Source organism: Aeribacillus sp. FSL W8-0870 (assembly GCF_037963755.1).
Classification (GTDB): Bacteria; Bacillota; Bacilli; order Bacillales; family Aeribacillaceae; genus Aeribacillus; species Aeribacillus composti.
Window position 1 is genome coordinate 2206253 of the sequence record NZ_CP150165.1, and the last position, 11276, is coordinate 2217528.

An 11276-nucleotide genomic window follows, 5' to 3' on the forward strand; every position below is an offset into this window, starting at 1 on the left:
TAAATGACTAAAAATTAAAACCCGGTTGGTAAAAATATAAGAATTTTGTTCATCCAATTAATAATTTTAGTCATCCAATCAAAAAACAGCAGAATTCCCATGAAAATCATGAATATGCCTCCAATTTTCATGATTTTCACATTATGTTTTTTGATCCAATTCATCCGCCCGATGAAGAATGATAAAATAAAGAACGGTACTGCAAAGCCTAGCACATATGCTGTCATATACAGAACTCCAGAACTAGGATTGGTTGCCGCTAAACCAATTACGACCATAAGAATTGGGCCCGTACATGGAGTCCATCCAGCTGCAAACGCCATACCAATCAGAACAGATCCAAGAAATCCGGCTGGACGATTTTTGAATTCAATCCTTCTTTCCTTCATTAAAACATCAGGTTGAAAAACACCGAGAATAACGAGTCCAAAAAAGATAATGAGGATCGCTCCTATTTGTCTTATCAGATCTTGATAGTTCAAGAAAAAGTTTCCAATCAAGGATGTGCCGAATCCCATTGCGATAAAAATGGCAGAAAAACCAACTAAAAAAAAGAAAGTATGTAATAAGCTTCTTTTTTGCAGCATAGCGTTTTCAGTTTTCAACTCATTAACCGATACCCCAGTTATATACGATAAAAAAGCAGGATATAAAGGCAAGCTGCACGGAGAAATAAACGATAAAAAACCTGCTCCAAATGCTAAAAACACATTAATTTCCGACATTTTGCTGCTCCTTCCAAAAGATTTACCTCCATCCATTCTAACAGATCATTGAATAAATGTTTAAAAGAACGTTTGACATTTTCCGCACATTATTACAATGAACCTTCTCCCGCCATGAATAACATATTCTCACAACTTCTTACAACGAAAAAAGAATTAATCTTACCTTGAGAAAGGAAAGACTAATTCTTACTTCACAATTCCGTTATAAAACAACGCATATATTAAGTAGTATAGATAAAAATTACATGATGTCAAAAAATATGATTGGTCATCATGAACTAATTTAATGAAAAATCATTCAATAATGCCTGAAACGAAATTATTTTAATTGATTCTGCATCGCCTTCATCATTTGATTGATTTTCTTCTGGGACGGTTTCATTCCCATTTGCATCATCATCATTTTCAACATTTGTTCGTTAATAGGTGGATTTTTCTTCAAATAATTCATCATATACTTTCGAGCGATAAAAAAGCCTAGCGCTACGCCGGCAAGTAATGCCAGAACAGCGATTAATATCGCCAGCCAAAGTTCCATCTTATTTCCTCCTTCATGTTGTCTATCATACAGTGTACTAAACCATATGACATTATACAATATTTCATTAGCAAATTTCCTCAACTTTAGACAAATTTTCTTTCTTTAATTGGACTCAGCCACCCGTATCGTTCATTTGTAAAATCCATGGCAAAAAAATAAGGATCAAATTTTCCCAATATATCAAAAAACAATAACTCACCGTCAAAGCTGCCGGTACAAATCATTTCAATATACCGTTCCTTTAAAACCATAGTAGCTTGTCCTTTTTGATTTTCCATTTGGATGGCGTGAATCGATGATACCTTTTGATAATGGTTTCGGTGAGACAAGAATGACTGAAGCAGCAAATCTATTTCTGAAATGGGAATGGCTCTTGAAATATAATTGACTTGCCTTTCCAATTGTTCAAAAATAGGATGCGTTTTCCTTGTCCAAAAAAATTCTTGATATAACTGAAAAATTTTCGATTCCCTATGATAAAAATGCTCAGCAAATTCCTTTTTTATCAAATACAAATAAAAGTGCCTCATGCGCTCACCTCATTGTTACATTCCTTTTTTGCTATTATAAAGCAAGGAATGTAAAAGGTTTGTCTTATGGTGGCGGATAGAGGCACTAATTTTGGCGATTATTTCCGAACTAATTCTTTTACTTTTTCGACAACATTTTCAACAGTAAAACCGTACTCGCTTATAATTTTTTCCCCAGGTGCAGATGCTCCAAACTTGTCGATAGCTAAGATTTCACCTTCAGATCCGACATAGCGCTCCCAGCCAAGCGAAGATGCCATTTCGATCGCAAGACGCTTCGTTACGCTGCTAGGAAGAACTGATTCTTTATAATCTTTTGATTGCTTTTCAAAACGGTCCCATGACGGCATGCTGACGACTTGCACATCAATTCCATCGGATGCAAGAATTTGTTGAGCTTTAATAGCTAATGCTACTTCTGAACCTGATGCAAGTAGAAGAGCATCCGGTTGATCCGATTTCGCCGGTGAAATGACATAAGCGCCTTTTGCAACACCTTCTTCAGCATTTTCTTTCGTACCTTTAATAGTTTCTAAATTTTGGCGCGTTAATACTAATGCAGTCGGTGTTGATTTAGATTCCAGCGCAGCCTTCCACGCAGCTCTTGTTTCATTTCCATCAGCTGGACGAATGACAGAAAGATTCGGCATTGCTCTCAAAGAAGCTAATTGTTCAATCGGCTCATGTGTTGGTCCGTCTTCTCCAACCGCTATGCTGTCATGAGTGAACACGTAAGTTACAGGGAGATTCATTAATGCTGCTAAACGAATCGCTGGGCGCAAATAATCAGAGAAAACAAAGAACGTTCCGCCAAAAACACGTAAACCTCCATGCAGAGCCATACCGTTCAATGCTGCTCCCATGGCAAACTCTCTGACACCAAACCAAATGTTTCGTCCGCTGTAATCTTCCGCAGAAAAGTCTCCTGAACCTTTTATTGTCGTTTTGTTTGATCCAGCTAAGTCTGCAGATCCCCCAAAGAAATAAGGAACTTTTTCAGCTATTGCATTTAATACTTCTCCAGAAGAAGAACGGGTTGCAACGCTTTTTCCTTCTTCATAAAAAGGTAAAGATTGATCCCAATTTTCTGGCAATTCACCATTGATTGCTGCCTTTAACTCTTTTGCAAGTTCAGGATATTCTTTCTCATACTTTTCAAACAAATTATTCCATTCAATTTCTTTCTGCTTTCCACGTTCTTTTACATTTTTCTCAAAATGCTCATAAACTTCTGCTGGAACATAGAAATCTTCTTCAAATGTCCATGCATAGGCTTCTTTTGTCAATTTTGTCTCTTCTGGGCCTAACGGCGAACCATGAACGGAAGAAGTGCCTGCTTTATTCGGCGAACCATATCCGATTGTTGTTTTTACTTCAATTAATGTCGGTCGTTGTTCATCCAATTTGGCTTCTTCAATGGCTTTCGAAATCTCTTCAATGTTGTTGCCGTCCTCAACGCGCAGCACTTGCCAGCCCATAGATTTAAAGCGCTCTTCTACATTTTCTGAGAATGATTTATTTAAATCCCCATCTAGGGAAATATCATTCGAATCATAAAGAACAATTAATCGTCCAAGCTTCAAGTGACCAGCTAAGGAAGCTGCTTCAGAGGAAATCCCTTCCATTAAGTCACCGTCACCGCAAATGACGTATGTGTAATGATCAACAATATTGTATCCTTCTTTATTGTATGTAGCTGCTAAATGACGTTCTGCCATCGCCATTCCAACGGCCATTGCTATTCCTTGGCCTAATGGTCCAGTTGTTGCGTCAACGCCAGGTGTATGTCCGTATTCAGGATGTCCAGGTGTTTTGCTTCCCCATTGACGAAACGACTTAATATCATCCATGGAAAGATCATAACCCGATAAATGAAGCAAGCTGTAAAGCAGCATCGACCCATGTCCGGCAGATAAAACAAAGCGATCTCGATTAAACCAATTAGGGTTTTCAGGGTTAATGTTCATAAATTTCGTCCACAGCGCATAAGCCATTGGTGCGGCGCCCATTGGCATTCCAGGATGTCCGGAATTCGCCTTTTCAATCGCGTCAATGGATAATGTTCGAATCGTCATGATGGATAAATCTTGAATGGAATGAGTCACCATTATCATCCTCTCATCTGTATTTTCAGTTTATAATCTTATCTTTATTGTTGCAATAAGGCAACACCCATCCGTTAATGCAGCCTTTTATTTTTAAATTTTTTCAATTTTTCCGGTGTAACATCATTACCTTTCGGATCAATCACTGTAACATTTTTTAAGGTGTTTTGAAAATCCCGACGAAACGACTCTAAATATTCCTGCCTTAATTGCTGCTGCTCAAGCTTTTCCTCTTGCGTCAATCCTTCTGACTTAGACTTTTTAGATAGTTCATTAATACGGTTAAGTTTTTCTTTTGAAATCATAAGCTGAACCCCTTGTATATTTTTGCCGCGCTCTTTTATCATACTAAATGCGACCACTAATGACAACAATTATTGCTATGATTCTCCTTTTTCTGACAAAAATTGTTGATATCTGCGATGGACAGTAGCTTTTGAAACGTCATAGCCGAATCCTCTTAATGTTGCCGCTATTTCTGAAAATGTCAGGCCGTTTTTCCGCAATCGGTCAATCTCCTCGATCGGAACTTCTTTTCGCTCTCTTTTATAGGAAGAATTTCTATTCTTTAAATTTTTTTCAGGCCTGTACCCATTTTGTATAGCTCTCAACATTCCCCGCTTTATTTTCAAATTATGAATTTTTCGTTGATATTCTTCGACAATTCCTATGATTTCAAGCACCATCGTGTCTGATTCAGACAGTTCCATCTCCCCGCGATGGGCAGCGGTGAAAATTTTCACACCTTGTTTCAAAATGGAATGGACAATGGCGATTTTGGCATTCCCTCTGCCAATTCTTGTTTCATCCTGTATTAATACCGCTTCAATTTCTTTCTCCTCAATCAATTCCAGCAGTTGAAAAACCCCTTCACGATCAACATCATACCCGCTCGCTTTTTCTTCTATCACTTCAACAACTTCCATACCGTTTTCAGCTGCGAGCTTTAACAGCTCGTCCTTCTGTCTTTTCAAAGATGTTTCCTGCTCATCTTTTTCAGTGCTGACTCTTGCATAAACGACTGCTCTCATGTTAAATGCTCCTTGCGGTTATTCTTTGTTTGCCAAATATTCAGCATTGTAGTATTTATTTTTTTCAATCGGAATGACGATTGTTTCCCCCGGTTTTACAACAAGGCTTTGGAGATTGTTTCGCTCCTGAACCCATTTAACAAACTCTGAATGAGACATATTGTCATATTCTTTATATTCATCAGCGATTTTCCACAAACTGTCCCCTTCCTTCACTTGAACCTCCAAATAATGATCGAGCTCTTCCCTTTCTCCAGTATACGAAATCGCCAAAACTGCCGCCATGATGACAAGGAAAAAAGAAACGATGTAAGACCATGATAATTTATCCATTTAGAACCGCCCCTGAAACAGAATATTTGTTCGGTTTTTTGTTTTTAAGTATAAAAGGGAACACATGTTTCTGTCAAGCAAATATTCGAACTTACGTTTGCTTTTTTGGAAAAATCATGCTATAATCGACACAAATTGATATGACTGAGGTGCTTGACATGTCAACAAAATTATCTAAGAGACAACAAGATATTTTGAACTTCATTAAGGAGGAAGTAAAAAAGAAAGGATACCCTCCCTCTGTAAGAGAAATCGGCGAAGCGGTCGGTCTTGCCTCCAGTTCAACTGTTCACGGGCATTTAGCAAAGCTTGAGAGCAAAGGACTGATTAGAAGAGACCCCACAAAGCCGAGAGCCATTGAAATTTTGGACGATGATGGCAGCCACCTTCTAACAAACAATGTGATCAACGTGCCGGTCATAGGAAAAGTGACGGCTGGTATTCCGATCACTGCCGTTGAAAACATCGAAGAATATTTTCCGCTTCCGAATCATATTGCATCAGGTGATGATCAACTTTTCATGCTTGAAGTAGTCGGAGAAAGCATGATCGAAGCAGGCATTCTGGACGGAGATTTAGTTATTGTCAGACAGCAGCAAACAGCCAATAACGGCGACATCGTTGTCGCGCTCACAGACGACAATGAAGCGACCGTAAAAAGGTTTTTCAAAGAAAAAGACTTTATACGGCTTCAGCCGGAAAACCCAACAATGGAACCGATTATTTTAAAAAATGTGACAATACTCGGAAAAGTGATCGGGCTATACCGCTCCATACACTGAATATTCGATGTCTCAAAACAGGTGAGGCATCCTTTTTCTTTTTATAAAATTTTCAAAATTCCCTCTCTTAGCGATGTTAAATTTTTAAAAATGTTTTCTAATCAATATGTATGCAGACAAGCTAGATTCAATGAAACAAATTTCAGGCGCCTTCTCCGCGCCTGCATGCAAAGCTATTATGCAACAATTCTCAACAGTCATTGTTTTTTGATTTATTTTGTTGTAGAATTTTTTATTGTAGATTTCGCTTCCTTAGCCAGTGCCGGGATGATTTACTGAATTGTTTGAATTCTTCTAACTGCTTAAATTTTAGGTATAGGAGAGGTGCTATGAATCAATTACTTATGAAACAAAGTGAATTGGAAAATGCAAAGCAATATGTCAATGAAGTATTTCAATCCGTGCAAGAAAAAAATCCGAATGAGCCTGAGTTTCTTCAAGCTGTAAAAGAAATATTTGACTCGCTTGTGCCTGTATTTGCTCAACATCCTACATATATAAAACACGGAATACTTGAAAGAATTGTTGAGCCGGAAAGATTGATCATTTTTCGCGTTCCATGGGTGGATGACGAAGGAAAAGTGCGTGTAAACCGCGGATTTAGAGTGCAATATAATAGTGCAATTGGGCCATATAAAGGAGGCTTGCGCTTTCACCCGACCGTCAACGCCAGCATTATTAAATTTTTAGGATTTGAACAAATCTTCAAAAATTCATTGACTGGGCAGCCGATCGGCGGAGGAAAAGGCGGATCTGATTTTGATCCGAAAGGTAAATCAGATGGGGAAATTATGAGATTTACACAAAGCTTTATGACAGAGCTTTACAAACATATTGGACCAGATATTGACGTTCCTGCCGGTGATATTGGAGTTGGCGCAAGAGAGATCGGATACTTGTTTGGCCAATATAAAAGAATACGCGGCGGATTTGAAGCTGGGGTGTTAACCGGAAAAGGCATTGGTTACGGCGGAAGCCTAGCGAGAACCGAAGCGACAGGGTATGGAACTGTTTATTTTGTTGAAGAAATGCTTAAAGACCATGGATTAAGCTTCAAAGGAAGCACAGTTGTTGTCTCTGGTTCTGGGAACGTTGCCATATATGCGATTGAAAAAGCAACACAATTAGGTGCAAAAGTTGTCGCATGCAGCGACTCTGATGGCTACATTTTTGATAAAAATGGAATTAATCTTGAAACGGTTAGAAGGTTAAAAGAAGTTGAAAGAAAAAGAATTAAAGAATATGTAAATGAACATCCTCATGCAGAATATTATGAAGGCTGTTCCGGAATTTGGTCCATTCCGTGCGATATTGCCCTCCCATGCGCTACTCAAAATGAAATCGATAAAAAAGCAGCTGAACTCCTTGTTTCCAACGGACTCAAAGCTGTTGGAGAAGGCGCCAACATGCCGTCTACATTAGAAGCGATCGACGTGTTTTTATCAAACAATATTCTTTTTGGACCTGCAAAAGCTGCTAACGCAGGCGGAGTTGCTGTTTCAGCATTAGAAATGGCTCAAAACAGCGCAAGATTATCTTGGAGCTTTGAAGATGTCGACGCAAAATTACGTGATATCATGAAGAACATTTACCGAAATTGCGTCAACGCTGCAAATGAATACGGCTGCTCCGGAAATCTTGTCGTCGGCGCTAACATTGCAGGATTTAAAAAAGTCGCTGATGCAATGGTAGAACAAGGAGTCATTTAAAAGATAGAAAAATGGTCATTTCCATCATTTATTCTTTATAGTGAGTAAACATATATGATAATCGCTAAAGCTTTACCTACCCTGCTTTGGCGATTCATCATGCTCACTATAATACCCCATCTTAACTTGAGTGAATAGAAATTGACATCACACCGATCCAAATTCACTCTTCTTTATTTCCACGATTGGATCAAATTTTTCCCTATCAGTGTATCCCATTCAATGAGAGAATTGAAGTTTTATGTCAGATTATCTTACATATTTTTTTACGCTGATGCCTGGATTGATTATCTCTCTTGCTTTTTAAATAAAAAAGACAGATTGCACTGATGTTTGTTTTTCTGCTTCTTCTCTTCTTTACTCTCAATATTTTGTATCATCAAGTATAAAATTTATAGAAACAAAGTAACTGCTATTAAAATTGATTTTTCCAATTAAAGCATTTTATTATTGATATGGTTGCTCCTTCTATCCAGTGCCAATAACCTTCAGCACAAATACTTGTTCATCTAAAAAACACCGAATACGGCTGCCCATCCTCCAATGAAACGGCGGTATTTTCACTGACTGACTTTGGATAAGACGATTCGTTGACGATGTACTACCGACTTTACATGCATCACGTAAAAATGCTAAACTGAACGCAGACAAAATCGACATGCGCCCTAACCGAAAATACAGATCTTTTGCAACGCAAACATATTTCTGGAAGTCATTCGGGGGGGGAACAAAATGATTTATCATTTAGCAGGAAAACTTGCAATATTGATCATTAAAATTTTTAGTTTGCTAGAAGTCAAAGGCAAGCAGCATATTCCGGCAGACCATCGTTTTATTGTTACATGCTCTCATCGCAGCTGGGTAGATGTAGTCTTGCTCGCCGCAGCACTTTTTCCAATTCATGTCCATTATATGGCCAAAAAAGAATTGTTTCAGAACACGCTCATAGGTTGGTTTTTGAAAAAGATGCATGCTTTTCCAGTTAATCGTGAAAATCCTGGACCGAGCGCACTAAAAATTCCTTTGAAACTGTTAAAAGAAAATAAAGTTGTTGGAATTTTCCCGAGCGGCACAAGAACAGACGAGGAAGTTCCTTTAAAAAGAGGCGCGGTTACAATTGCGATGAAAGCCGGCGTTCCCATATTGCCTGCAACCTATCATGGTCCAAAAAGTTTAAAAGATTTTTTTGCCGGGAAAAAAGCTGTCGTTGCATTTGGCGAACCAATCTATTTAGAGAAAAATGCAAATCAAATTGATGATGCGCTTCAACAGCTTGAACATAAGCTGAAAGCTCTTGAAAAAAGCATAAACGACTAAACATTGACGTTTCTGATCAGCTTGTCATTTTTAGACAAACTGATCAGAAAGCTAAAGGCGAAGTAAAGTTCTGATATTTTCATTTATCGATCTAGTTCGATCCACTTATTTGTCTTCAAAGGCGGTTTGTACGCACGAAGTTTATCTATTAATATAGAGGGATTGTCTGCAAAAATCATAAACTGTTTATGCGTTTCAGGCATGAAGCCTCCCTCTACCGCATTCTCAATCATCTGTTTTACCGGCGTGTAATAGTCATCGATATTTAACAACGCCACAGGCTTTTCATGAATCCCAAGCTGCCCCCAGCTAACCGCTTCAAATATTTCCTCAAAAGTACCATAGCCTCCGGGAAGAGCAATGAACGCATCTGAAAGCTCTCCCATTTTTGCTTTCCGCTCATGCATATCATTGACTTCATAAAGCTGAGTGAGATGCTTGTGGACAACCTCTCCTTGAAATAAATTCGTCGGCATAACGCCCAATACGGTGCCTCCTAACTCTAATACGGTGTTTGCAATCACTCCCATCAGACCAATGCTGGAGCCTCCATATACGAGCTCAAGCCTGTTTTTTACCAATTCTTCTCCCAGTTTGATAGCTGCTTCTTTATACTTAGGATTTGTTCCCGGATTCGATCCTGCAAAAACACAAACACGTCTCATATTACCACTCCTGCTTCTTCTCTAAACGTTCTGACGAATGAGAAAGTCCTATTAAAAGCTGTGAATGGGATATTTCCATCACAGCTTTTTTACAAAATTATTGAAAAATCTGACTGATTTTCTCTATTTCTTCCTTTGTTAACTGGACATCTAACGTTTTTAAATTGTCAAGTACCTGTTCCGGCTTCTTCGCACCAGGGATGATCGCATCGATGGAATCGACCGTTAAATACCATGCTAGCACAACGTGAGCAATTTCAGCATTTTTCGCTTCTGCGATTGGACGCAATTGCTCGACTTTTTCGAGATTACGCGCAAATGCTTCCCCTTGAAACAAAGGATTTTGTGCACGTGAATCATTGAACTTCTCATCTTTCGAATATTTTCCGCTTAATAGACCTGAGGCAAGTGGAAAATATGGTATAAACGATATTCCATTTTCCGCCGTGTAAGGAAGCAAATCTTTTTCTGCTTGTCGTTTAAATAAGTTATATTCGGACTGAATTACATCGACATACCCATCTTTGTTCGCTTCTTTTAATTGTTCGAGCGAGAAATTCGATACACCGATCGCACGAATTTTCCCTTCATCCTTAAGCTTCTTCAATTCACCGACAGCTTCATCCTTCGGTGTCGTTTCGTCCGGAAAATGAATGTAATATAAATCTATGTAATCCGTTTTTAAGCGTTTCAGGCTGCCCTCGACCGACTCGCGAAGGAAATCGGGAGAGTTATCAAGAACAACTTTTCCGTCTACAAATTTGTGAGCACCTTTAGTAGCAATGACTACTTCATCACGACGGCCAAACTCCTTGACGACTTCACCGATAATTTCTTCCGAACGCTCAGGACCGTAATAAAATGCCGTATCCAAAAAATTTATTCCATGATCCAAAGCTGTACGAACGATTTCTTTCCCAGTTTCATCGTCAAGGTTTGGAAAAATGTTGTGCCCGCCAACAGCATTTGTTCCAAGCCCGATTGGGTTCACATATATATCGGTCTTGCCTAATCTAGTCTTTTTTGTCACAATATTTCAACTCCTTTCATTAACATTATAACAAATTCTATCAGAAAAATCAGTTTTTTAACTAATAAGCTATTAAATATTATTATGGCTTTATAAATGAAATTATGAAAGGATTCTTTTATTCATTTTCAAGCAGCAGTTGCTCGACTGTTTATTGTTTGTTCCATTATGTTCAAATTCTTGAAGTTGTCTAAAGCACCATAAAAATATCTTAAGAGATTGCTGCCTGCTGCAATAACAAAATAAAGAGGCTCCCAAAAGTAGGGTTAACTGACTTTTGGGAGCATTATTTTTTAGACTTATCGGACATACAATTTTTTCAATCTTTTTTATATCCTTCAGAAGTCTTATGAAGGACTTTTCTTTTGCTCTCTTTCTTCATTAGGTGCTTCAAAAGTTTTATGACGGACATTCAGCACATACAATCGCTTCTTGTTGGACTTCATTGCCTCTATAAAGAACATTTATAAATTTTATTTCATTATTTTTGTCCTTCGCAGTTGTA

At 38.3% G+C, this 11276-nt stretch carries 12 protein-coding genes; 3 read left to right on the forward strand and 9 right to left on the reverse strand.

From position 1 onward, the window contains the following. Positions 1 to 14: 14 nt before the first annotated feature. The 7 genes from NSU02_RS10670 to NSU02_RS10700 form a co-directional block, all read right to left on the reverse strand. A complete protein-coding gene (locus tag NSU02_RS10670; protein ID WP_066251214.1) occupies positions 15 to 725 on the reverse strand; it encodes a cytochrome c biogenesis protein CcdA in 711 nt (236 codons plus the stop codon). A 322-nt stretch (positions 726 to 1047) separates the two neighbouring features. After that, a complete protein-coding gene (locus tag NSU02_RS10675) occupies positions 1048 to 1266 on the reverse strand; it encodes a YneF family protein (RefSeq protein WP_063388294.1) in 219 nt (72 codons plus the stop codon). A gap of 86 nt (positions 1267 to 1352) precedes the next feature. Next, on the reverse strand, positions 1353 to 1784 hold the full coding sequence (sirA, locus tag NSU02_RS10680) for a sporulation inhibitor of replication protein SirA (protein ID WP_157727967.1): 432 nt from the start codon (positions 1782 to 1784) through the stop codon (positions 1353 to 1355). Positions 1785 to 1897: 113 nt separating this feature from the next. Then, entirely contained in the window at positions 1898 to 3907 is a 2010-nt protein-coding gene (gene tkt, locus NSU02_RS10685; RefSeq protein WP_063388296.1) for a transketolase, read from the reverse strand. 71 nt (positions 3908 to 3978) lie between these two features. After that, positions 3979 to 4209: a DUF896 domain-containing protein gene (locus tag NSU02_RS10690; RefSeq protein WP_066251255.1), complete on the reverse strand. Its 231-nt coding sequence runs from the start codon at positions 4207 to 4209 to the stop codon at positions 3979 to 3981. A gap of 75 nt (positions 4210 to 4284) precedes the next feature. Next, a complete protein-coding gene (locus tag NSU02_RS10695) occupies positions 4285 to 4935 on the reverse strand; it encodes a recombinase family protein (RefSeq protein ID WP_066251220.1) in 651 nt (216 codons plus the stop codon). 18 nt (positions 4936 to 4953) lie between these two features. Beyond that, positions 4954 to 5268, reverse strand: a complete 315-nt coding sequence (locus NSU02_RS10700; protein ID WP_063388298.1) for a LysM peptidoglycan-binding domain-containing protein — start codon at positions 5266 to 5268, stop codon at positions 4954 to 4956. A gap of 158 nt (positions 5269 to 5426) precedes the next feature. On the opposite strand from NSU02_RS10700, the gene lexA reads away from it, so the two are divergent. From lexA to NSU02_RS10715, 3 genes are all read left to right on the forward strand, one after another. Further along, positions 5427 to 6050 carry a transcriptional repressor LexA gene (gene lexA, locus NSU02_RS10705; protein WP_063388299.1) on the forward strand — a complete coding sequence of 208 codons (624 nt, stop codon included), beginning with the start codon at positions 5427 to 5429 and terminating at the stop codon, positions 6048 to 6050. A 329-nt stretch (positions 6051 to 6379) separates the two neighbouring features. Continuing rightward, positions 6380 to 7759: an NADP-specific glutamate dehydrogenase gene (gene gdhA / locus NSU02_RS10710; protein ID WP_094245873.1), complete on the forward strand. Its 1380-nt coding sequence runs from the start codon at positions 6380 to 6382 to the stop codon at positions 7757 to 7759. Between the two features lie 732 nt (positions 7760 to 8491). Then, positions 8492 to 9076 carry a lysophospholipid acyltransferase family protein gene (locus NSU02_RS10715; RefSeq protein WP_066251223.1) on the forward strand — a complete coding sequence of 195 codons (585 nt, stop codon included), beginning with the start codon at positions 8492 to 8494 and terminating at the stop codon, positions 9074 to 9076. 83 nt (positions 9077 to 9159) lie between these two features. Here the strand turns inward: NSU02_RS10715 and NSU02_RS10720 are convergent, their stop codons facing one another. Continuing rightward, positions 9160 to 9741, reverse strand: coding sequence for a TIGR00730 family Rossman fold protein (locus NSU02_RS10720; protein ID WP_066251226.1), 582 nt, complete (start codon positions 9739 to 9741; stop codon positions 9160 to 9162). Positions 9742 to 9838: 97 nt separating this feature from the next. Further along, positions 9839 to 10771, reverse strand: coding sequence for an aldo/keto reductase (locus NSU02_RS10725; RefSeq protein ID WP_094245876.1), 933 nt, complete (start codon positions 10769 to 10771; stop codon positions 9839 to 9841). Between the last annotated feature and the right edge of the window lie 505 nt (positions 10772 to 11276).

Excerpts from the sequence above, each read along its gene's own strand:
- NSU02_RS10700 (WP_063388298.1), bottom strand. The coding sequence starts at position 5,268 with ATGGATAAATTATCATGGTCTTACATCGTTTCTTTTTTCCTTGTCATC.
- tkt (WP_063388296.1), bottom strand. The coding sequence starts at position 3,907 with ATGGTGACTCATTCCATTCAAGATTTATCCATCATGACGATTCGAACA.
- NSU02_RS10715 (WP_066251223.1), top strand. The coding sequence starts at position 8,492 with ATGATTTATCATTTAGCAGGAAAACTTGCAATATTGATCATTAAAATT.
- NSU02_RS10720 (WP_066251226.1), bottom strand. The coding sequence starts at position 9,741 with ATGAGACGTGTTTGTGTTTTTGCAGGATCGAATCCGGGAACAAATCCT.
- NSU02_RS10670 (WP_066251214.1), bottom strand. The coding sequence starts at position 725 with ATGTCGGAAATTAATGTGTTTTTAGCATTTGGAGCAGGTTTTTTATCG.
- NSU02_RS10695 (WP_066251220.1), bottom strand. The coding sequence starts at position 4,935 with ATGAGAGCAGTCGTTTATGCAAGAGTCAGCACTGAAAAAGATGAGCAG.
- gdhA (WP_094245873.1), top strand. The coding sequence starts at position 6,380 with ATGAATCAATTACTTATGAAACAAAGTGAATTGGAAAATGCAAAGCAA.
- NSU02_RS10675 (WP_063388294.1), bottom strand. The coding sequence starts at position 1,266 with ATGGAACTTTGGCTGGCGATATTAATCGCTGTTCTGGCATTACTTGCC.
- NSU02_RS10690 (WP_066251255.1), bottom strand. The coding sequence starts at position 4,209 with ATGATTTCAAAAGAAAAACTTAACCGTATTAATGAACTATCTAAAAAG.
- lexA (WP_063388299.1), top strand. The coding sequence starts at position 5,427 with ATGTCAACAAAATTATCTAAGAGACAACAAGATATTTTGAACTTCATT.